19 protein-coding genes are annotated in these 21,464 nt (G+C 71.4%); 6 read left to right on the plus strand and 13 right to left on the minus strand.

The features are described 5' to 3' along the window. The first annotated feature begins 52 nt into the window (after positions 1-52). Both AC4BG9_RS01470 and AC4BG9_RS01475 read left to right on the plus strand, forming a co-directional pair. Complete coding sequence (locus tag AC4BG9_RS01470; RefSeq protein ID WP_490569308.1) at positions 53-670, plus strand: ATP-binding protein; 618 nt, start codon at positions 53-55, stop codon at positions 668-670. Further along, positions 667-1,287, plus strand: a complete 621-nt coding sequence (locus tag AC4BG9_RS01475; protein WP_490569309.1) for a hypothetical protein — start codon at positions 667-669, stop codon at positions 1,285-1,287. Before AC4BG9_RS01470 ends, AC4BG9_RS01475 begins: the two co-directional genes overlap by 4 nt. Here the strand turns inward: AC4BG9_RS01475 and AC4BG9_RS01480 are convergent. Then, positions 1,220-2,314, minus strand: coding sequence for an adenosine deaminase (locus tag AC4BG9_RS01480; RefSeq protein WP_490569310.1), 1,095 nt, complete (start codon positions 2,312-2,314; stop codon positions 1,220-1,222). The genes AC4BG9_RS01475 and AC4BG9_RS01480 overlap by 68 nt on opposite strands. A gap of 18 nt (positions 2,315-2,332) precedes the next feature. Here AC4BG9_RS01480 and AC4BG9_RS01485 point away from each other — a divergent pair, with 18 nt between their 5' ends. Continuing rightward, positions 2,333-2,785, plus strand: a complete 453-nt coding sequence (locus AC4BG9_RS01485; RefSeq protein WP_490569311.1) for a MaoC family dehydratase — start codon at positions 2,333-2,335, stop codon at positions 2,783-2,785. A gap of 18 nt (positions 2,786-2,803) precedes the next feature. On the opposite strand, the gene AC4BG9_RS01490 is transcribed toward AC4BG9_RS01485, so the two are convergent. From AC4BG9_RS01490 to AC4BG9_RS01535, 10 genes are all read right to left on the minus strand, one after another. Next, complete coding sequence (locus AC4BG9_RS01490; protein ID WP_490569312.1) at positions 2,804-4,111, minus strand: thymidine phosphorylase; 1,308 nt, start codon at positions 4,109-4,111, stop codon at positions 2,804-2,806. A 3-nt stretch (positions 4,112-4,114) separates the two neighbouring features. Beyond that, complete coding sequence (locus tag AC4BG9_RS01495; RefSeq protein ID WP_490569313.1) at positions 4,115-4,543, minus strand: cytidine deaminase; 429 nt, start codon at positions 4,541-4,543, stop codon at positions 4,115-4,117. A 1-nt stretch (position 4,544) separates the two neighbouring features. After that, positions 4,545-5,846, minus strand: coding sequence for an ABC transporter permease (locus AC4BG9_RS01500; RefSeq protein ID WP_490569314.1), 1,302 nt, complete (start codon positions 5,844-5,846; stop codon positions 4,545-4,547). After that, complete coding sequence (locus AC4BG9_RS01505; RefSeq protein WP_490569315.1) at positions 5,843-7,045, minus strand: ABC transporter permease; 1,203 nt, start codon at positions 7,043-7,045, stop codon at positions 5,843-5,845. The genes AC4BG9_RS01500 and AC4BG9_RS01505 overlap by 4 nt, the downstream gene beginning before the upstream one ends. Further along, positions 7,042-8,583: an ABC transporter ATP-binding protein gene (locus AC4BG9_RS01510; RefSeq protein ID WP_490569620.1), complete on the minus strand. Its 1,542-nt coding sequence runs from the start codon at positions 8,581-8,583 to the stop codon at positions 7,042-7,044. The genes AC4BG9_RS01505 and AC4BG9_RS01510 overlap by 4 nt, the downstream gene beginning before the upstream one ends. 122 nt (positions 8,584-8,705) lie before the next feature. Next, positions 8,706-9,770 carry a BMP family lipoprotein gene (locus AC4BG9_RS01515; RefSeq protein WP_490569316.1) on the minus strand — a complete coding sequence of 355 codons (1,065 nt, stop codon included), beginning with the start codon at positions 9,768-9,770 and terminating at the stop codon, positions 8,706-8,708. 118 nt (positions 9,771-9,888) lie between these two features. Further along, positions 9,889-11,109 carry an amidohydrolase gene (locus tag AC4BG9_RS01520; protein ID WP_490569317.1) on the minus strand — a complete coding sequence of 407 codons (1,221 nt, stop codon included), beginning with the start codon at positions 11,107-11,109 and terminating at the stop codon, positions 9,889-9,891. A 28-nt stretch (positions 11,110-11,137) separates the two neighbouring features. After that, the gene (meaB, locus tag AC4BG9_RS01525) at positions 11,138-12,133 is read right to left on the minus strand and encodes a methylmalonyl Co-A mutase-associated GTPase MeaB (RefSeq protein ID WP_490569318.1); all 996 of its coding nucleotides are present in this window, start codon (positions 12,131-12,133) and stop codon (positions 11,138-11,140) included. Next, the gene (scpA, locus tag AC4BG9_RS01530; RefSeq protein WP_490569319.1) at positions 12,130-14,304 is read right to left on the minus strand and encodes a methylmalonyl-CoA mutase; all 2,175 of its coding nucleotides are present in this window, start codon (positions 14,302-14,304) and stop codon (positions 12,130-12,132) included. The genes meaB and scpA overlap by 4 nt, the downstream gene beginning before the upstream one ends. Continuing rightward, positions 14,301-16,076, minus strand: a complete 1,776-nt coding sequence (locus AC4BG9_RS01535; RefSeq protein WP_490569320.1) for a methylmalonyl-CoA mutase family protein — start codon at positions 16,074-16,076, stop codon at positions 14,301-14,303. The genes scpA and AC4BG9_RS01535 overlap by 4 nt, the downstream gene beginning before the upstream one ends. 179 nt (positions 16,077-16,255) lie before the next feature. On the opposite strand from AC4BG9_RS01535, the gene AC4BG9_RS01540 reads away from it, so the two are divergent. Genes AC4BG9_RS01540 through AC4BG9_RS01550 form a run of 3 tightly spaced genes read left to right on the plus strand, consistent with a single transcriptional unit; the run spans position 16,256 to position 19,779 of the window. Beyond that, the gene (locus AC4BG9_RS01540; protein ID WP_490569321.1) at positions 16,256-16,975 is read left to right on the plus strand and encodes a succinate dehydrogenase cytochrome b subunit; all 720 of its coding nucleotides are present in this window, start codon (positions 16,256-16,258) and stop codon (positions 16,973-16,975) included. A gap of 15 nt (positions 16,976-16,990) precedes the next feature. Continuing rightward, complete coding sequence (locus AC4BG9_RS01545) at positions 16,991-19,033, plus strand: fumarate reductase/succinate dehydrogenase flavoprotein subunit (RefSeq protein ID WP_490569322.1); 2,043 nt, start codon at positions 16,991-16,993, stop codon at positions 19,031-19,033. Between the two features lie 2 nt (positions 19,034-19,035). Beyond that, positions 19,036-19,779 carry a succinate dehydrogenase/fumarate reductase iron-sulfur subunit gene (locus AC4BG9_RS01550; protein WP_490569323.1) on the plus strand — a complete coding sequence of 248 codons (744 nt, stop codon included), beginning with the start codon at positions 19,036-19,038 and terminating at the stop codon, positions 19,777-19,779. 62 nt (positions 19,780-19,841) lie between these two features. On the opposite strand, the gene AC4BG9_RS01555 is transcribed toward AC4BG9_RS01550, so the two are convergent. Next, positions 19,842-20,357 (minus strand): 2'-5' RNA ligase family protein, encoded by a 516-nt coding sequence (locus tag AC4BG9_RS01555; protein WP_490569324.1) that lies wholly within the window; start codon positions 20,355-20,357, stop codon positions 19,842-19,844. 10 nt (positions 20,358-20,367) lie between these two features. Then, entirely contained in the window at positions 20,368-21,399 is a 1,032-nt protein-coding gene (gene trpS, locus AC4BG9_RS01560) for a tryptophan--tRNA ligase (RefSeq protein WP_490569325.1), read from the minus strand. Positions 21,400-21,464 lie beyond the last annotated feature (65 nt).

A 21,464-nucleotide genomic window follows, 5' to 3' on the forward strand; every position in this document is an offset into this window, starting at 1 on the left:
AAGGGTGTTCGGGCAATCCGTCCACTACGGGGGCGTCGGGCACAATGGTCGCGTGCATGCCCGAGTGATCGTCCTGGCCGGTCCTTCGGGGGCCGGCAAGTCCCGTCTCGCCGAGCGCCTGGGGCTCCCCGTGCTCCGGCTCGACGACTTCTACCGCGACGGCACCGACCCGGACCTCCCCCGCATCACGTCCGGCGCCAACGCCGGGCTGGTCGACTGGGACGACCCGGCGTCCTGGCACCGCGACCGGGCCCTGGCCGCCCTGGAGGAGCTGTGTCGTCGCGGCCGCACCGAGGTGCCGGACTACTCGATCCCCCACAGCCGGGCGGTCGGCAGCCGCCCCCTGGAGCTGGGGTCGCACCGCTTCTTCGTCGCCGAGGGCATCTTCGCCGCCGAGGTGGTGCCGCAGTGCGACGCCGCCGGGCTGCTGGCCGGCGCCTACTGCGTGCGCCAGCAGCGCCTGGTCACCTTCTGGCGGCGGCTGGTGCGCGACCTGCGCGAGCACCGCAAGCCGCCGGGGGTGCTGGTCCGTCGGGGCCTGGCCCTGCTGCGCGACCAGCGCCGGGTCGTCGACCACGCCGTCTCCCTGGGGTGTCGCCCGGTCACCGGGGACGAGGGGTACGACGAGATCCGCGCGTCCATGGCAGAGGCGCTGACGGAGGCCTCGTGACGGCCCCGGGTGCCTGGGCGCGCGAGCTGCTGGCGCGCCCGCTGCCCCAGCCCGACGGGCGCTCCTGCGGTGCGACCGCCCTGGTGGTGGCCGAGGCCTTCCGTGACGAGCGCTACGCCCGCCGCCTCATCCTCGGCGGGGACGCGCGGGTCCGCGAGGAGGCGCTGGCGATGCACCGCCGGGTGACGGGCCCCGTCGACGTCCGCGGCCGTCTCCAGGCGCCCTGGCCGCGCGCGGTGGGCACCCCGCCGTGGGCGGTGGCCCGCCAGCTCGGCGGACGCAGCGGCACCCGGTACCGGGTGCGGCCGGTGTGGCCGGTCCAGCGGGCCCGCCGGTGGGAGGAGGCCTGCGCGGCGCTCGCGCAGGGCGGCCCCGTGGCGCTCTACGTCGGCAGCCGGACGTTGCCCCGGCACGTGGTCCTGGCGGTGGCGGCCGACGAGCAGGCCCGGGAGCTCCGCGTCTTCGACCCCGCACCCGGCCGGCTGCGGCGGATCCGCCGCCAGGACTTCGTGGCCGCCACGATCCCCTTCACCTGGCCGGTGCCGTGGTTCACGGTCGTGCCGCAGCCGCCTCCGCAGCCAGCGCCTCGTAACCCGGCTTCACCACCCGGTCGATGATCTCCAGCCGCTCGTCGAAGGGCAGGAACGCCGACTTCATGGCGTTGAGGGTGAACCAGCGCAGGTCGTCGAACCCGTAGCCGAAGGCCTCCACCAGGCTGGCCATCTCCTGGGTCATCGAGGTGCCGCTCATCAGCCGGTTGTCGGTGTTGACGGTGACCCGGAAGCGCAGCCGGGTGAGCAGCCCGATCGGGTGCTCGGCGATCGAGGTGGCCGCGCCGGTCTGCACGTTTGAGGTCGGGCACATCTCCAGCGGGATCCGGTTGTCGCGCACGTAGGCGGCCAGCCGGCCCAGGCGGACGCTGCCGTCCTCGTCGACCTCGATGTCGTCGACGATGCGGACGCCGTGGCCGAGGCGGTCCGCGCCGCACCACTGGATCGCCTGCCAGATCGACGGCAGGCCGAATGCCTCGCCGGCGTGGATGGTGAAGTGGCTGTTCTCCCGCTGGAGGTACTCGAAGGCGTCCAGGTGGCGGGTGGGCGGGTAGCCGGCCTCGGCGCCGGCGATGTCGAAGCCGGCCACGCCCCGGTCGCGCCAGGCGACCGCCAGCTCGGCGATCTCCCGGGAGCGGGCCTGGTGGCGCATCGCGGTGAGGAGCTGGCGCACCACGATCCGGCCGCCGGCCGCCGCGGTGGCCTCGTCGATCCCCTCCTGCACCGCAGCGACCACCTCGTCGAGCGTGAGCCCGCCCTCCACGTGCTGCTCCGGCGCGTAGCGCACCTCGGCGTAGACCACGCCGTCGTCGACCAGGTCCTCCACGAACTCGGTGGCCACCCGGCGCAGCGCCGCCGCGGTCTGCATCACCGCGACCGTGTGGTCGAAGGTCTCCAGGTAGCGCTCCAGGCTGCCGGAGTCGGCCGACTCGGTGAACCAGCGCCCGAGCGCCTCCGCCCCGGACGCCGGGAGCGGGTGTCGGATCTCCTCAGCCAGCTCGATGATGGTGGCTGGGCGCAGACCACCGTCGAGGTGGTCGTGGAGCACAACTTTGGGGGCACGGCGGACCTGGTCTCTGCTGGGTGTCGTCACGTCCTTATCCTTTCATCCATGCGCACCTTTACCACGCTCGAGGAGATCAAGGCCGCCACCGGGGAGCAGCTCGGCACCAGCGACTGGCTGAGGGTCGACCAGGCCCGGGTGGACCAGTTCGCGGAGGCGACCGGGGACCACCAGTGGATCCACGTCGACGTCGAGCGGGCGGCCGCGGGCCCGTTCGGTGGCACCATCGCCCACGGCTACCTGACCCTCTCGCTCATCCCGCTGCTCGGCACCGACATCTTCACCCTGGACACCCCGGGGGCCAAGCTCAACTACGGCGTCAACAAGGTGCGGTTCCCGGCGCCGCTGCGGGTCGGCAAGCGGATCCGCTGCCACGTCACGATGGGTGAGTGCCAGGACCTGCCCGCCGGCGTCCAGATGACCCTGAAGCACACCATCGAGATCGAGGACGAGCCGAAGCCGGCCTGCGTCGCCGAGACCGTGGTCCTGCTCCTGCCCTAGGGGTGATGGCCGGCCGGCTCAGCCGATCCGGTCGATGATCAGGTCGCCGGGGACGTACGCCGTGGTGTCGACGACGTCGTAGCCGCCCTCCAGGGAGGCCAGGGCCCGGTCGAAGCGCGAGGCGTCGTCGGTGAGCAGGGTGAAGAGCGGGTCGCCGGCGCTGACCCGGTCGCCGGGTCGCGCGTGCCACACCACGCCCGCGCCCGCCTGCACCGGGTCCTCCTTGCGGGCCCGGCCCGCCCCGAGCCGCCAGGCGGCCAGGCCGACGGCCATCGCGTCGAGCCGCGTCAGCACGCCGGAGGACGGGGCGGTCACCACGTGGGACTCGCGCGCGGTGGGCAGCGCGGCGTCGGGATCGCCGTGCTGGGCGCGCACCATCGCCCGCCACACGTCCATGGCCGAGCCGTCGGCGAGCTTGTCGGCGGGGTCGACGTCGGTCACACCCGCGCCGGCCAGCATCTCGCGGGCCAGCGCCACGGTCAGCTCCACCACGTCGGCGGGTCCCCCACCGGCCAGCACCTCGACGGACTCGGCCACCTCGATCGCGTTGCCGGCGGTCAGACCGAGCGGGGTGGACATGTCGGTGAGGAGGGCCACCGTGTGCACCCCGGCGTCCTTGCCGAGCGCCACCATGGTGTGCGCCAGCTCGCGGGCCCGCTCGAGGTCCTTCATGAAGGCACCCGTCCCGACCTTGACGTCGAGCACCAGCGCGCCGGTGCCCTCGGCGATCTTCTTGCTCATGATCGAGGAGGCGATCAGCGGGATCGCCTCGACGGTGCCGGTCACGTCGCGCAGCGCGTAGAGCTTCTTGTCGGCCGGGGCCAGCCCGTCGCCGGCGGCGCAGATGACCGCGCCGACGGACTCCAGCTGGGCCATGATCTCCTCGTTGGACAACGCGGCGCGCCATCCGGGGATCGACTCCAGCTTGTCGAGGGTCCCACCGGTGTGGCCCAGCCCGCGACCCGACAGCTGCGGCACCGCCACGCCGCAGGCGGCCACCAGGGGCGCCAGCGGCAGGGTGATCTTGTCCCCCACTCCCCCGGTGGAGTGCTTGTCGGCGGTGGGGCGCGAGAGCCCGGAGAAGTCCATCCGCTCGCCCGAGGCGATCATCGCGTGGGTCCAGCGGGCGATCTCGCGCCGCTCCATGCCGTTGAGCAGGATCGCCATCGCGAGGGCGGCCATCTGCTCGTCGGCCACGTCACCGCGGGTGTAGGCCCCGATGACCCAGTCGATCTGGCTGTCGCTGAGCTCGTGGTGCTCCCGCTTGGCGGTGATCACCTCGACAGCGTCGTGCTGGGCTCCTGTGCCGGCCTCCGAGTGGGCCACGTCTCACACATCCTTCAGGTCGTCGGGCCCGAACGCATCGGGCAGTACCTGGTCCATCCGGCGGATGCCGGAGACCGTCCACAGCAGCAGGTCGCGACCGCCGTGCTCGAAGAGCAGCTGGCGGCACCGCCCGCAGGGCATGATCACCGCGCCGGTCCCGTCCACGCAGACGAAGTGGGTCAGCACCCCGCCACCGGTGGCGTACAGCTGGGAGACCAGCCCGCACTCGGCGCAGAGCGTCACGCCGTAGGCGGCGTTCTCCACGTTGCAGCCGACCAGCACCCGGGCGCTCCCGTCGGGGCCCTCGGCCCGCGCGGCCGCGCCGACCCGGTACCTGCTGTAGGGCGCGTAGGCACGGCCGGCGACCTCCGACGCCGCCCGCGCCAGCTCCTCCCAGTCGTCCTGGGTCCACTCCCGCGACTCGAGCGCCACGTCAGCTCTTCACGTAGGGCTCGCCGTCGGCGGCCGGCGGGCGGACCCGCCCGACGAAGCCGGCCACCGCGATCACCGTGGCCAGGTAGGGAGAGGCCCGCAGCAGCTCGCCCGGGATCTTGTCCAGGAAGGCGAGCTGGGCCTGCAGGGTCCACATGAAGCCGAAGAACAGCGCCGCGAGCGAGGCGAAGACGGGGTGCCACCGGCCCATGATCACCGCGGCCAGGGCGATGAAGCCGTTGCCGGCCGAGGCGCCGTTGTCGAAGGAGCCGGTGGAGCCCACGGTGAAGTAGGCGCCGCCCAGGCCGGCCAGGGCGCCGCCCAGCAGCACGGCCTGCCAGCGGACCCGGTTGACCTTGATGCCGACCGTGTCCGCCGCCTTGGGGTGCTCCCCGACGCTGCGCACCCGCAGCCCCCAGCGGGTCTGGAAGAGCAGCCAGCTGACCAGGACGACCGAGAAGTACATCAGGTAGACCAGCAGCGACTGGTTGAACAGCGTCGGCCCCAGGACGGGGATCTCACTGAGCACCGGAACCTCGATCCGCGGCAGGATCAGCGGCTCGTTGAGGTACTGCTTGATCTCCGGGTCGCTGGGGATCTGGCTGAGCAGGAAGCTGGACAGGCCGGTGGCCAGAGCGATCAGCACCACCCCGAGGACGACCTGGTTGACCAGGTAGCGCATCGCGAAGACACCGAGCAGGGCCGCCATCCCGACGCCCGCGAGGACGGCGCCGACCAGGCCCATCTCCGCGCTGTAGGCCAGCGACGAGGCGACCGCCGCGAAGAAGGCGCCCATCAGGAACTGGCCCTCGATGGCGATGTTGATGACACCCGCGCGCTCGCACAGCACCCCGGCCAGGGCACCGAGGACCAGCGGCGTCGCCAGCCGGATGGTGCCCGGCAGCGGGTTGGTCATCACGATGGAGCCGGCGCTGGTCTGGTCGGAGTAGACCCACACCAGGAAGCCGCCGAAGAAGGCGGCACCGACGGCGAGGTGCACCACGATCCCGACCCAGTTCCGGGGCACCCGGTTGACGGCGGCGAGCACCACCGCGACCGCGGCGAGGACGACGGCCGGCCACAGGATGAAGAGCCCGTTGGCCTCCACCGGCGGGTGCTCCTTGCGGTTGACCCGGTCCTCGAGGGTGAACCAGACGGTGGCGTCCTTGGTGGTCAGCGCGAACGCCACCAGGGCGGCCAGGACCAGGGCGTAGACGACCACCAGCTTGATCTGGCGTCGGACGTCGGCACGGTCACGCACCTCGACGGTGCCGGTGCTGCTCACTGCGGTCGCGGTGCTCATCCGCCCCATCCCTTCGCCTGCACGGTGGACCCGGACGCCGTGGTCCTCATTCGGGTCATGCCGCGGACCAGCGCAGGTGCCGCGACGAACAACACGATCAGGGCCTGGAGCACCTGCGCGAGCTCCTTGGGCGTGCCGGCCGAGGCCTGCATCGCCACGCCACCCACGCTCAGGGCGCCGAAGAGCAGGCCCGCGAGCACGGTGCCCAGCGGGGTGGCCCGGCCCAGCAGCGCGACGGTGATCGCGTCGAAGCCGATGGCGCCGGCCAGGGTCGGGCTCAGCGAGGACTGGTCGCCGAGCACCTGCATGGTCGCCGCCAGGCCGGAGAGCGCCCCGGCCATCAGCATCGCGACGGTGAAGACCTTCGCCACGTTCATGCCGGCGGTGCGCGAGGCGTCGGGGTTGGCGCCGACGGCGCGCAGCTCGAAGCCGAGCGTGCTCCGCTCCAGCACCCACCAGACGGCCAGCGCGGCCAGGAAGGCCAGGAGCACGCCGAGGTGCACGTCGCGCAGCGCCCCGAAGGCCGCCGAGTCGGCCACCGGTGGCGACTGGGTGTTGTCGCTGCCCGGCCGCTGGAAGGCGTCCTTGCTGAGGGCGTAGAGCAGGATCGAGGCCGCCAGGTAGTTGAACATGATGGTGGTGATGACCTCGTGGGCGCCGGTGCGGGCCTTGAGGAAGCCGACCAGCGCGCCGTAGAGCCCACCCGCGGCGACGCCGGCGAGGAGGGCCACCAGCATGTGCAGCACCGGCGGCAGGTCCCAGGTGAAGCCGACGTAGCCGGCGGCCAGGAAGCCGAAGACCATCTGGCCGGTCGCGCCGATGTTGAAGAGCCCGGCGCGGAAGGCCAGCGAGACGCCGAGGCCGGCACAGATCAGCGGGGCCGACCGCTCCAGCGTGGTCCCGAGCCGGCCGGGGCTGCCGACCGAGCCCTTCACCAGCGCGGAGTAGGAGGACCAGATGGCGTCCCAGGAGGCGCTGAGGAAGTCGGCTGGGTAGGTGAAGAGGTAGGGCAGCGCCTCGATCGCGTCCTGGTCGCTGAGCACCACCAGCAGCGCGCCGATGACGAGCGCCACCACGATGGCCACCGCCGTCTCCATCAGGGTCGGCAGCCAGCTCACCGGCTTGCGCAGGTCGGCGCGGGTGGGCTGCGTCTCCTCCGGCTTGGGGTCCGTCCCCGTGACGGGGGTCTGCGCGCTCATGCCTTCACCTCGGTGCTCTCCGTGCCGGCCCCTGCCATCAGCAGGCCGATCTCCTCGCGGGGCGTGTCGGGACCGACGACGCCGACCACCCGCCCGTCGTACATCACTGCGATCCGGTCCGAGAGGGCGTAGATCTCGTCGAGCTCGGTCGAGACGATCACCACCGCGGTGCCGAGGTCGCGCTCGGCGATGATCCGTTTGTGGATGAACTCGATCGAGCCGACGTCGACGCCGCGGGTGGGCTGGGCGGCGACAAGCACCTTCAGCGGCCGGGAGAACTCCCGGGCCACCACCACCTTCTGCTGGTTGCCCCCTGACAGCGAGCTGACCGGGGTCTCGGCGTTCTCGGTGCGGATGTCGAACTCCTCGATCCGCGCGTCGGCGTTCTTCGCCATGGCGTCCAGCCGTAGGGCGGGGCCGCGGGAGAACTCCTCGCTGCGGTAGAGGTCGAGGACCAGGTTCTCCCGGACGCTGAAGTCGCCCACGTAGCCGTCGTGGGAGCGGTCCTCGGGGATGTAGCCGATGCCGGCGTCCAGGCTCTCGCGGGGACCGTGCCGGGTGATGTCCTCGCCGTCGAGCCGGATGGTGCCGGCGTCGGGACGGATCAGGCCGAGCAGCGACTTGACCAGCTCGGTCTGCCCGTTGCCCTGCACGCCCGCGATGCCCAGCACCTCACCGCCCCGGGCGGCGAGGGAGACGTCCTTGAGCACCTGGTGGCCACGCGGGTCCACGACGGTGAGGTTCTCGACCGCGAGGACCTCGGCCCCGGTGTGGGGCGGCTCCTTGTCGACCACGAGCTTGACCGCACGGCCGACCATCATCTCGGCCAGCTCGGTCTCCGAGGCGGTGGGCGGGGCGGTGCCGACGACCTTGCCGCGACGGATCACGCTGATCCGGTCACCGACGGCCTTGACCTCGCGCAGCTTGTGGGTGATGAAGACGATCGAGGTGCCCTGCTCCTTGAGCGCACGCATGATGGTCATCAGCTCGTCGATCTCCTGCGGCGTCAGCACCGCGGTGGGCTCGTCGAGGATCAGCACCTTGGCGTCGTGGGAGAGCGCCTTGATGATCTCGACCCGCTGCTGCACGCCGACGGGGAGGTCCTCGATCAGGGCGTCGGGGTCGACCGCCAGGTTGTAGCGCTCCGAGAGCTCGCGCACCGTCTGCGCCGCCTTGGCCCGGTTGAGGACGCCGAGGCCGCGGGTGTGCTCCCGGCCCAGCATCAGGTTCTCGGCGACGGTGAAGACCGGCACCAGCATGAAGTGCTGGTGGACCATGCCGATGCCCGCGTCGATGGCGTCACGCGGCGAGGCGAAGGTGACCGGCTCGCCGTCGACGAGGATCTGCCCCTCCGTCGGGTCCAACAGCCCGTAGAGCATGTTCATGAGCGTCGACTTGCCTGCACCGTTCTCGCCCAGCAGGCAATGGATCTCGCCGGGCTCGATGGTCAGGTCGATGTGGTCGTTGGCCGTGAAGGCGCCGAACCGCTTGGTCAGCCCCTGGATCTCGAGCCTCACTGGAATCCTCTCGACGTCGATGTCGGACGCCTCGTCCGCGACCCGGCCCCGGGCGGGCGTCGGATCGACCCTGGAACACCGACGCCGGAGTGGGGAGCGTGCCCCCCACCCCGGCGCCGGGAATTGCTTTCAGACCCTCGGGGTCACTTGACCTCGAGCTCGCCGGAGACGATCTGTTCCTGCAGCTCGGCGATCTTGTCGGCCACCTCGGGGTCGACGTCGTCGGAGAGGTCGGCCAGCGAGACGCCGCCGTTCTCCAGGGTGCCGACGTAGACCTCGTTGTTGAACTCGTCGTTGAGCGAGGCCTCGATGGCCGCCTCGACGGCGACGTCCATGCCCTTGACCACGGAGGTCAGCAGCACGTCGCAGTACTCCGAGGCCGAGACGCAGCCGTCGGTGTCGACCCAGATCGCGTGGACGTCGGCGTCCTTGGCGGCCTGGAGCGCGCCCAGACCGGCCGGACCGGCAACCGGGAAGACGATGTCCGCGCCCTGGCCGATCATCTGCTCGGCGATCGCCTGGCCCTTGGTCTTGTCCTCGAAGTCATCGGTGAAGGAGCCGGACTTGCCGTCCCAGCCGAGGAGCTTGACGTCGGCGTCCTCGTCCTCGTTGTACTTCTCGATGCCCTGGCGGAAGCCCTCCATGAAGATGGTCACGGTCGGGATGTTCATGCCGCCGAGGGTGCCGACGGTGCCGGTCTCGGAGGTCGCCGCGGCGAGGTAGCCGGCGAGGAAGGAGTTCTCGTTGGCGTTGAAGGTCAGGCCCTTGACGTTCTTGGGGGCCTTCTCGTAGGCGAAGTCGACGATCGAGAAGTCGACGTCCTTGTTCTTCTTCGCGGCCGCCAGCGTGGCGTCGCCGAGGAGGAAGCCCACGGTGGTGATGGAGTCGCAGCCCTCGGAGACGAGCGCGGCGATGTTGTCGCCGTACTCGCTGTCGGACTGGGACTCGACCTCGCCGGTCTGGACGCCCAGGTTGGTGGCGGCGTCCTCCATGCCGTCGTGGGAGGTCTGGTTGAAGGACTTGTCGTCGAAGCCACCCGAGTCGGAGACCATGCAGGCCTTGAAGTCGACCTGCTCGGCGGGCGCCGAGCTCGCCGTGGCGGCGGGGGTGCTGGTGTCGTCCGCCTCATCGTTGGAACGCTCGCCACATGCGGCGAGGGTGAGAGCAGCGATACTGACCACTGCGGCGATACGGGCCGTCTTCTTCACGGCGCCTCCTGATCTTTGTTCCTGGCGCTCGGGGCGCATTTCGGCATCACAGTAATACCGGCGAGGAGCGGGCGAGGCGCCGCACCCCCCTTCGTTACCGGAGGGTGACCTAGCGGGCTCAGACCCGGCCCCGGGGCCGGTCCAGGGCGACCACCGCCGCCTCGGCCAGCACCCGGGCCGCGATCGCCACGGCACCCTCGTCGACCCTCAGGTTGCCCTGGTGCAGGTCGTACGTCGGGCCGCCGGGGGTCCGGGTGCCCAGCCGCCCCATCGCGCCGGGGACCCGGTCCAGGTACCACCCGAAGTCCTCCCCGCCGAGGCTCTGGCTGGTCGGCACGTGTCCGTGGCCGCCGAGCACGGACTCGACCGCCGAGGCGAGCACCGCGGTCGGCTCGGCACCGTTGACCACCGGCGGCACGCCGCGCTGGTAGGAGACCTCGGCGGTCACGCCGTAGGGGGCCACGATCTGGCTCACCAGGGTCCGGACCAGGTGCTCGGCCTCCGCCCACGCGACCGCGTCGAGCATCCGCACCGTGCCGGCCAGCTCGCCCGTGCCCGGGATCACGTTGTGGGCGGAGCCGGCGTGGACGCTCCCCCAGACCACGCTGGCCCCCGCCCGCGGGTCCAGCCGGCGCGACAGGATCGCGGGCAGCTCGGTGAGCAGCTTGCCGAGGGCGAAGGTGAGGTCCTCGGTCAGGTGCGGCCGGGAGGTGTGCCCGCCCTTGCCGGAGAGCCGGACGTTCAACGCGTCCGCGGCCCCGGTCAGGGGGCCCACCCGGAGCCCGACCCGGCCGACGTCGAGGCTGGGGTCGCAGTGCAGGCCGAAGATCTGGTCGACGTCGTCGAGCGCCCCGGCGTCGATCAGGTGCAGTGCGCCGCCGGGCATGACCTCCTCGGCGGGCTGGAAGATCAGCCGCACCCGGCCCGCCAGGAGTCCTCGGGCGTGCACCTCCTCCAACGCCAGCGCGGCGCCGACCAGGCCGGCGATGTGCACGTCGTGACCGCACGCGTGGGCCACCCCCGGCACGGTGCTGACCCAGGGGTCCTTGATCCGGTCCTCGACCGGGAGGGCGTCCAGGTCGGCGCGCAGCGCCACCCGGGGGCCGCTGCTCCCGAGCTCGGCGATCACCCCTCCCCCGGCGATCCGCCGGGCTTGCCACGCCGTCGGGTCGAGCAGGTCGACGACCACGTCGCTGGTCCGGCTCTCGGCCCAGGACAGCTCGGGGTGGGCGTGCAGGTCGCGCCGGAGCTCGATCAGGTGGTCGGCGTACTTCGTCACCACCTCGGTCACGACGGCGGCGGCGACCGGGGCGGAGGCGCGGGAGGTGCGTTCGCTCATATTGCCTCCAGAGTAGTAGCCGGGTCGCTCAGCGCTCGTCGTAGGCGGCGAGAACACGGTCGGCCGCCTCCGGGGCGGCCATCCGGCCGGCCAGCACCTCGGCCCGGACCTCCTCGCGCACCGCGTCGACCGCCGGCGAGCGCCGCAGCCGGTGCTCGAGCTCCTCGAGCACCAGGGCCCAGGTGAACTCCAGCTGCTGGCCGGCGCGCTTGGCGGCCAGGCCCTCGGCGGCGAGGTGCTCGCGGTGGGAGAGCACCCGGGCCCAGACGTCGGCGACGCCGGTCCCGGTGAGTCCGGAGCAGGTCACCACCGGTGGCGCCCACTCGTGGTGGCCCCGGACCAGGCGCAGCGCCCCGGCCAGCTCGCGGGCCGCCACCCGGGCCTCGCCCTCGCGGTCCTCGTCGGCCTTGTTGACCGCGACCACGTCGGCGATCTCCAAGATGCCCTTCTTGATCCCCTGGAGCTGGTCCCCGGTGCGGGCGATGGTGAGGAAGAGGAAGGTGTCGACCATCCGCGAGACGGTGATCTCGGACTGGCCGACCCCGACCGTCTCCACCAGCACGACGTCGTGGCCGGCGGCCTCGAGCACCGTCATCGCCTGGCTCGTCGCCCGGGCCACGCCCCCCAGGGTCCCGGCGGACGGCGAGGGCCGGATGTAGGCCCGCGGGTCCACGGCCAGCCTGGCCATCCGGGTCTTGTCGCCCAGCACCGACCCGCCGGTCCGCACCGAGGAGGGGTCCACCGCCAGCACCCCGACTCGGCGTCCCTCGCCGGTGAGGTGGGTGCCCAGCGCCTCGATGAAGGTGGACTTGCCGACCCCGGGGACGCCGGAGATACCCACCCGCACCGCAGGCGAGCCGACGCCCGCGACCGGGGTCAGCTCGGCGAGCAGCTCGCGGGCAGCGGCGCGGTGGTCCGCCCGGGACGACTCCACCAACGTGATGGCACGCGAGACGGCCGCGCGGCGTCCCTCACGGACGCCGGCGACCAGCTCGGCCACGTCGACCGGCGGGGCCGGGCTCACTGCTCGCGGAGCCTGGCCAGCAGGCCGAGCGCGCTCTCGGCGATGACGGTGCCGGGGAGGAAGACCTCGGCGGCACCCATCTCCTTGAGCGTCGCCACGTCGTCGGGCGGGATGACCCCGCCGATGACGACCATGACGTCGGGGCGCCCCAGCTCCGCGAGCGCCTTCTTCAGCGCGGGCAGCAGCGTGAGGTGTCCGGCCGCGAGCGAGGAGACCCCGACGATGTGCACGTCGGCGTCGACCGCCTGCTGGGCCACCTCCTCCGGGGTGGAGAACAGGGGGCCCACGTCGACGTCGAAGCCGAGGTCGGCGAAGGCGGTGACCACCACCTTCTGGCCCCGGTCGTGGCCGTCCTGGCCCATCTTGGCCACCAGGATGCGGGGACGGCGTCCCTCCTCCTCCTCGAACTCCGCGGTGGCGGCGAGCACCTCCTCGACCCGCGAGTCCTGTCCGCTCTTCGCCTCGTCCCGGTACACGCCGCTGATCGTACGGATCACCGCCTGGTGCCGGCCGTAGACCTTCTCCAGCGCGTCCGAGATCTCCCCGACGGTGGCCTTGGCCCGGGCGGCGTCGACCGCGAGGGCGAGCAGGTTGCCCTCCAGGCTGCCGCCACCCCCTCCCGTCGACTCAGTGCCGCGCTCGGCGGAGGCGGTCAGCGCCTCGAGGGTCCGGCGGACCTCGTCGTCGTCCCGCTCCGCGCGCAGCCGCTCCAGCTTGGCGATCTGCTGGCGGTAGACCTCGTCGTTGTCGACCCGGAGCACGTCCAGCGGGTCCTCGTCGGCGAGGCGGAAGGTGTTGACGCCGATGACCTTCTGGGCCCCGGAGTCGATCCGCGCCTGGGTGCGCGCCGCCGCCTCCTCGATGCGCATCTTGGGGATCCCCTGCTCGATCGCCTTGGCCATGCCGCCGGCGGCCTCGGCCTCCACGATGTGCGCCCACGCGCGCTCCGCGAGGTCGTGGGTCAGCTTCTCCACGTAGTAGGAGCCGCCCCACGGGTCGATGACCTCGGTGGTGCGTGACTCCTGCTGGAGCAGCAGCTGGGTGTTGCGGGCGATCCGGGCGGAGAAGTCCGTGGGCAGCGCGATCGCCTCGTCGAGGGCGTTGGTGTGCAGCGACTGGGTGTGCCCCTGGGTCGCGGCCATCGCCTCGATCGCGGTGCGCTGGACGTTGTTGAAGACGTCCTGGGCGGTCAGCGACCAGCCGCTGGTCTGGCTGTGGGTGCGCAGCGAGAGCGACTTGGGGTTCTTCGGGTCGAACTGGCGCACCAGCCTGGCCCACAGCGCGCGGGCGGCGCGCATCTTGGCGACCTCCATGAAGAAGTTCATCCCGATCGCCCAGAAGAACGAGAGCCGCGGCGCGAAGTGGTCGATGTCGAGCCCCGCGTCGAGGCCGGCCCGGATGTACTCCACCCCGTCGGCCAGCGTGTAGGCCAGCTCCAGGTCGGCGGTCGCCCCGGCCTCCTGCATGTGGTAGCCGGAGATGGAGATCGAGTTGAACCGCGGCATCCGCTGGGAGGTGAAGGCGAAGATGTCGCTGATGATCCGCATGCTCGGCAGCGGCGGGTAGATGTAGGTGTTGCGGACCATGAACTCCTTGAGGATGTCGTTCTGGATGGTCCCCGTGAGCTGCTCCGGCTTCACCCCCTGCTCCTCGGCCGCCACGATGTAGAGCGCCAGGACCGGCAGCACCGCGCCGTTCATCGTCATCGACACCGACATCTTGTCCAGCGGGATGCCGTCGAAGAGCGTGCGCGTGTCGTAGATGGAGTCGATCGCCACGCCCGCCATGCCCACGTCCCCGCGCACCCGCGGGTGGTCGGAGTCGTAGCCGCGGTGGGTCGCCAGGTCGAAGGCGACGCTGAGCCCCTTCTGGCCGGCCGCCAGGTTGCGGCGGTAGAAGGCGTTGGACTCCTCGGCGGTGGAGAAGCCGGCGTACTGGCGCACCGTCCACGGCTGGGTGGTGTACATGGTCGGGTAGGGACCGCGCAGGAACGGGCTCAGGCCGGGCCAGGTGTCCAGCGCGTCGAGCCCCTCGAGGTGCTCGGGGCCGTAGACGGGCAGCACCTGGACGCCCTCGGGGCTGAGCCAGCCGTCCCCGTCGGTGCGCGGGGTCTCGGCCCGCTCGCCGGTGGCGGCCAGGTCGACCTCGGCGAAGTTGCTCGGAATGGTCATGCCAGTGCCTCCCGGATCCGGGACAGGAACGACAGCGCGTCCACGCCCATGGCGGCGGAGTCGTCCACCGTGTCCTCGGTGATGTTGATCTTCTCGCCGGGCTTGCCGGCCAGCACGACGTAGGACGCGCCCGCGGCGCGCAACGCGGCCACCGCGTCGGCACCCCACTCCGCGTACGCCCGGTCGGTGCCGGCCAGGCAGACCACCGGCTGGCCGGAGTAGGCGGCGAGCAGCGACTCGACGCCGTCGGTCGGTCCCGCCACCTCCACGGCGACGCCGCCGGCGGCGAGCAGGTTGGTGGCGAACGTCGCCCGTGCGGTGTGCGCCGCGATCGGGCCCATCGTCGCCAGGAAGACCGGACGTTGCGCCGGCTCGTCGCGCAGCCCCTCGAAGAGGCTGCCGTAGGGGCGCACGCCCCGGTCCGGCGCGGGTTCCCGCGTGGGCAGCACCTCGGCCAGGTTCGGGAACTCCGACAGGCCGGTGATCGGCCAGGAGCGGTCGGCGACCTGCGCCTGCCGTTGCGCCGAGGTCGCGACCACGCGCTCGACGAGGGCCTCGCGGGCCTCGAAGGAGGCGGCCCCGCCCGCCGACTCGATCCGGCCGAGCTCGGCCCAGCCGGCGACGGCCAGGTCGTCGGTCAGCTTCTCCACCGCGTAGGAGCCGCCCGCCGGGTCCGCGACCACGGCCAGGTGCGACTCCTCGATCAGCAGCGAGGAGGTGTTCCTCGCGATCCGCCGGCCGAACGCGTCGGGACGCCCGAGCCGCTCGTCGAAGGGCAGCACGGTGACGACGTCCGCGCCACCCACGCCCGCGGCGAAGGCCGCGACGGTGGTCCGGAGCATGTTCACCCACGGGTCGAACCGCGTCATCATCGGACGGCTGGTCACCGCGTGCTGGACCTGCGGCACGTCACCGGCGCCGGAGGCCTCCAGGATCCTGGCCCACAGCCGGCGGGCGGCGCGCAGCTTGGCGATCGTCGGGAACTGCTCGTCGGTGGCCGCGTAGCGGAACTCGATGACCCGGGCCGCCTCCTCGACCGGCATCCCGGCCTCGGTCAGGACGCGCAGGTAGTGGACGCCGACCGCCATCGTCCAGCCGAGCTCCTGGACGTCGCCGGCTCCCTTGTCGTGGAGCGCGGTGCCGTCGACGACGAGACCCAGGATCCCCAGCTGCCAGGCCCGGCGGGCCAGCGCGGCCAGGTGCTCGATCGGCTCCACGCCCTCCTCGGACTCCCCGGCGCCGAACAGGTCGAGCGTCTGCGGGTCGAAGGAGAGGTTGGCGCCGGCCGCGACGGGTCCATCCCAGGCCTCCAGCAGGTCCGCCAGGGCGGCGGCCTGCGCCGGCGTGGGCCGGTCCAGGGCCACCGGGGCGAGGTCGAGCAGCACGCCGGCCAGGGCGGCCTCGAGGTCCACCTCGGCGTCGCCGAGGGTCAGCAGCAGCGAGGTGGCGCCGTTCTCCAGGTCGACCAGGGCGGCCTCGTTGAGCGCCGAGGCGTCGTCGCCGACCAACGGCGTGCGGACGTCCCAGGCGCCGGCGCGGGCCGGCCGGCCCGAGGTGGTCAGGCCCTCGAGGGAGGCGGGGCTGCCGATGGGGTCGACGACGATGCCGTCCAGCGTGGTGCGCGCGAGCTTGCGCCAGACCAGGTCGTCCGGCTCGTCGTCGCGCATCCGGCCGGTCTTGCGGAGCACGGCCGCGGTGGCGCGCTCCCAGTCCGCGGCGGTGGCGGCGTCGGCCTCGGAGGAGAGCGCGAGTCGCTCGTGGGGTGAGGTCATGCTGGGCAGGATAGGCCGGACCCCTCCTCGCGCCGTGCGCCTGGTCGCATGTCAGGACCCCGGGTGCCCCGCTCCCGGGAGCCGGGCGGGGGTGACCCGTCAGTAACCGGACGCATCTCACACCGTGACCCGGAGCCGGTGGTCCGCAGCGCCTGGGAGGCGCGGTAGTTTGTCCTCTTGTGGCAACCCATACTCCTACGCGGACCCTGGCCAAAGGGTCACGCTCCACGCGCTCGACCGTCGCCCTGAAGATCACCATGGCCGTCAGCGGCCTCATCTTCATCGGCTACCTGGTCCTTCACATGTACGGCAACCTCAAGGTCTTCTCGGGGCACGACGCCTTCAACGAGTACGCGCACCACCTGCGGGTCTTCGGGGAGCCGATGCTCCCGGAGAACGGCCTGCTGTGGATCATGCGTGTGCTGCTGATCGTCGCCTTGATCGCGCACGTCTACGCGGCCGCCGTCCTGGCCCGCCGGGCCCAAGCGGCCCGGACCACCAAGTACGTGATGAAGAAGAACCTGGGCTCCTCGCTCTCCTCGCGCACCATGCGCTGGGGCGGCATCACGATCCTGTTCTTCGTCATCTGGCACCTGCTCAACTTCACCATCGGGAAGATCAACCCCAACCCCGACGGCACCGGCACCGCGGACCCCTACAACCTGCTGGTCGAGTCCTTCGAGCTGTGGTGGATGACCGGCATCTACCTGCTGGCCATGGTCGCCCTCGGCATGCACCTGCACCACGGCACCTGGAGCGCCATGCAGACGCTGGGCTTCACCAACACCGCCCGCTCCCGGGCCCGCGCCAAGGCGGCCGGCTGGGTGGTGGCGATCGTCATCGCCGGCGGCTTCGCGCTCGTCCCGATCTCGGTGCTCCTCGGCATCGTCTCCAAGTAAGGACCCCCCTCTCCCATGGCTCTCCTGGACGGAACCACCCAGCTCAACCAGCCACCGGTGCAGATCTCCGACGACGCCCGGGGCTACTACACGCTCGGCGACAAGCTCGTCGACCCGGTCGCCCCCACCGGACCCATCAAGGACCGCTGGACCAACCGCAAGTTCGAGAACCGCCTGGTCAACCCGGCCAACCGCCGCAAGATGAGCGTCATCATCGTCGGCACCGGGCTGGCCGGCGGCGCCGCCGCCGCCACCCTGGGCGAGGCGGGCTACCACGTGAAGTCCTTCTGCTACCAGGACTCCCCGCGCCGGGCCCACTCGATCGCCGCGCAGGGCGGCATCAACGCGGCCAAGAACTACAAGGAGGACGGCGACTCCACGCACCGCCTCTTCTACGACACCGTCAAGGGCGGCGACTACCGCGCCCGCGAGAACAACGTCTACCGGCTCGCCGAGGTCAGCGCCAACATCATCGACCAGTGCGTGGCCCAGGGCGTCCCGTTCGCCCGGGAGTACGGCGGCCTGCTGGACAACCGCTCCTTCGGCGGCGTCCAGGTCTCGCGCACCTTCTACGCCCGCGGCCAGACCGGTCAGCAGCTGCTGATCGGCGCCTACCAGGCGATGGAGCGGCAGGTGGCCGCCGGCACCGTCGAGCAGTTCACCCGTCACGAGATGCTCGAGCTGGTCATCGTCGACGGCAAGGCCCGCGGCATCGTGGCCCGCGACCTGGTGACCGGAGAGGTCCAGACCCACCTGGCCGACGCGGTCGTGCTCGCCTCCGGCGGCTACGGCAACGTCTTCTACCTCTCCACCAACGCGATGGGCTCCAACGTCACCGCCACCTGGCGGGCGCACCGCAAGGGCGCCTACATGGCCAACCCCTGCTACACGCAGATCCACCCGACCTGCATCCCGGTCTCCGGGGACCACCAGTCCAAGCTCACGCTGATGTCGGAGTCGCTGCGCAACGACGGCCGGATCTGGGTCCCGAAGAACGTCGAGGACTGCGAGAAGGACCCGCGCGACATCCCGGAGGAGGACCGCGACTACTACCTGGAGCGGATCTACCCCGCCTTCGGCAACCTGGTCCCCCGCGACATCGCCTCCCGCGCCGCCAAGTACATGTGCGACGAGGGCCGCGGTGTCGGGCCCGCCGTGCGCGAGGTGGACAAGGACGGCAACGAGCGGATGGTCCGTCGGGGCGTCTACCTCGACTTCGCCGACGCGATCCAGCGTCTCGGCGAGGACGCCGTCCGGGAGAAGTACGACAACCTCTTCGACATGTACCAGCGGATCACCGGGGAGAACCCCTACCAGGTGCCGATGCGCATCTACCCCGCGGTGCACTACGTGATGGGCGGCCTGTGGGTCGACTACCACCTGCAGTCCAACATCGAGGGCCTCTTCGTCACCGGTGAGGCCAACTTCTCCGACCACGGGGCCAACCGGCTGGGCGCCTCGGCGCTCATGCAGGGGCTGGCGGACGGCTACTTCGTCCTGCCCAACACCATCCGCGACTACCTCGCGGACGCCCCCTTCGAGAAGATCGCCGAGGACCACCCCGACGTGGTCGCGGCGCGCCAGGACGTGGAGCAGCGGATCCAGCGGCTGCTCTCCATCAACGGCACCCGCAGCGCCGACAGCTACCACAAGGCCCTGGGCAACATCATGTGGGAGTACTGCGGCATGGAGCGCAACGAGGCGGGGCTGCGCAAGGCGATCGACATGATCCGCGAGCTCAAGGCCGACTTCTGGAGCAACCTGAAGGTGCTCGGCACCGCCGACAGCCTCAACCAGAGCCTGGAGAAGGCCGGCCGGGTGGCCGACTTCATCGAGCTCGGCGAGCTCATGTGCATCGACGCCCTCAACCGCCGCGAGTCGTGCGGCGGTCACTTCCGGGCCGAGTCGCAGACCGAGGACGGCGAGGCGCTGCGCCACGACGACGAGTTCGCCTACGTGGCGGCCTGGGAGTGGGGCGGCGACGAGGGCCTGCCGGTCCTGCACAAGGAAGACCTGATCTACACGGCCATCGAGATGAAGCAGCGGAGCTACAAGTGAGCATGAACCTGACCCTGAAGATCTGGCGTCAGCCGGACGGTGCCGACAAGGGCGCCATGCACACCTACCAGGTCTCCGACATCTCCCCCGACATGAGCTTCCTGGAGATGCTCGACCAGCTCAACGAGGAGCTCAACGAGCGGGGCGAGGAGCCGGTGGCCTTCGACTCCGACTGTCGCGAGGGCATCTGCGGCATGTGCGGCATGATGATCAACGGCCAGGCGCACGGCCCCGAGGTCACCACCACCTGCCAGCTCCACATGCGCTCCTTCTCCGACGGCGACACCATCACTATCGAGCCGTGGCGCTCGGACGCCTTCCCGGTCATCAAGGACCTGGTCGTCGACCGTGGCGCCTTCGACCGGATCATCCAGTCCGGCGGCTTCATCTCGGTCAACACCGGGTCGGCCCCCGAGGCCAACTCGGTGCCGGCTCCCCGCGACAAGGCGATGCGGGCCTTCAACGTGGCCACCTGCATCAGCTGCGGCGCGTGCGTGGCCGCCTGCCCCAACGGCTCGGCCTCGCTCTTCCTGGGCGCCAAGATCACCCACCTCGGCGAGCTCCCCCAGGGCCAGCCGGAACGGAACTCGCGCGTGGTCGACATGCTCGGCCAGCACGACCACGAGGGCTTCGGCGGGTGCACCAACATCGGTGAGTGCACCGCGGCCTGCCCCAAGGAGATCCCGCTCGACGTCATCTCGCAGCTCAACAAGGACCTGCGCACGGCGATGAAGAACGGTCTCTGAAGACCAGAGCACCTACGCGGACGGCCGGCCCCTCGGGGCCGGCCGTTCGTGCGTCCGGGGGCTCAGGCGCCGAGGGGGAATGACCGGGTGGGCATCCACCCCTCCCCCTCGTGGTGGTGATAGAGGTGGAACTCCCGGGCCTCGAAGTGGCACTCGAAGTCGGCCAGCTCGGCGAAGGCGCGGTCCAGGCGCTCGTCGTCCACCTCGTGGGCGACGGTGACGTGCGGGTGGTAGGGGAAGGTCAGGCGGACGTCGAGCGGCGTCGTCCGCACGTCCTTGGCGAGCGCCTCGCACTGGGAGATCCCGCGCGCGACCGTCACGAAGACCACCGGGGAGACCGGCCGGAAGGTGCCGGTGCCGCGCAGGTGGATCGGGAACGGGCGGTGGCGCGAGGCCACCCGGAGCAGGTGCTGCTCCACCTCGGCCATCGCCTGGTCCCCCGCCACCGCCGTGGGCGGGATGAGGGTGATGTGGGTGGGGATCAGCGTGGCCGACACGTCGCCCAGGGCGGACCGGTAGTCCTGGAGCTGCTTGCCCCAGGGCTCCGGCACGGCGATGGCCACGCCGATGGTCTGCACGCGCGCGCCTCTAACGGCCGGCCGGCGCGACGAAGCCCACGCGCTCGTAGACGTCGCGCAGCGTCGCCTCGGCCACCGCCGAGGCCTTCTCCGCGCCCAGGGCCAGCACCTCGTCGAGGTGTGCCCTGTCCTCGAGCAGCTCGAGGGTGCGCTCCCGGAAGGGCGTCACGAACTCCACCACCACCTCGGCCACCTCCTTCTTGAGGTCACCGTAGCCGCGACCGGCGAAGCGCTCCTCCAACTCCTCGACACTGGTGCCCGAGAGTGCGGAGTGGATGGTGAGCAGGTTGCTCACCCCGGGCTTCTCCTCGGTGTCGAAGCGGATCTCGCTGCCCGAGTCGGTGACCGCCGAACGGATCTTCTTCGCACTCACCGACGGGGGGTCGAGCATCTCGATGATGCCGTTGGGCGACGAGGCCGACTTCGACATCTTGGCCGTCGGGTCCTGGAGGTCGGCGATCCTCGCCGTCTCCTTGAGGATGAACGGCTCCGGCAGCCGGAAGGTCTTCTTGTAGCGGTGGTTGAACCGCTGGGCCAGGTCGCGGGTCAGCTCGAGGTGCTGGCGCTGGTCCTCGCCGACCGGGACGTACTGCGGACGGTAGAGCAGGATGTCGGCGGCCATCAGGATGGGATAGGTGAACAGGCCCACACTGGCCGCTCCCTCGCCCTGCTTGGCGGACTTGTCCTTGAACTGGGTCATCCGACGGGCCTCACCGAAGCCGGTCAGGCACTGCAGGACCCAGCCGAGCTGGGCGTGCGCCGGCACCTGGCTCTGCACGAAGATCGCCGCCCGCTCCGGGTCGATCCCGGCGGCGATCAGCTGGGCGCCCGCGCGCAGCGTGCGCTCGCGGAGCACCTTGGGGTCCTGCTCGACGGTGATCGCGTGCTGGTCGGCGATGAAGAAGAACGGCTCGTACTCGGCCTGCAGGTCGACCCACTGCCGCAGCGCACCGAGGTAGTTGCCGAAGTGGAAGGAGTCGGCGGTGGGCTGAATGCCGGAGAGCACGCGAGGTCGGGCGGTCGGAGCGGACATGGCAGCCATTGTCACAGGCGACGCCCGACCCGCAGAAACCGGCTCGGCCACCGATCCGTTCGTCCGCGCCGCGT

It is taken from the genome of Nocardioides sp. Z40_12 (genome assembly GCF_058215795.1).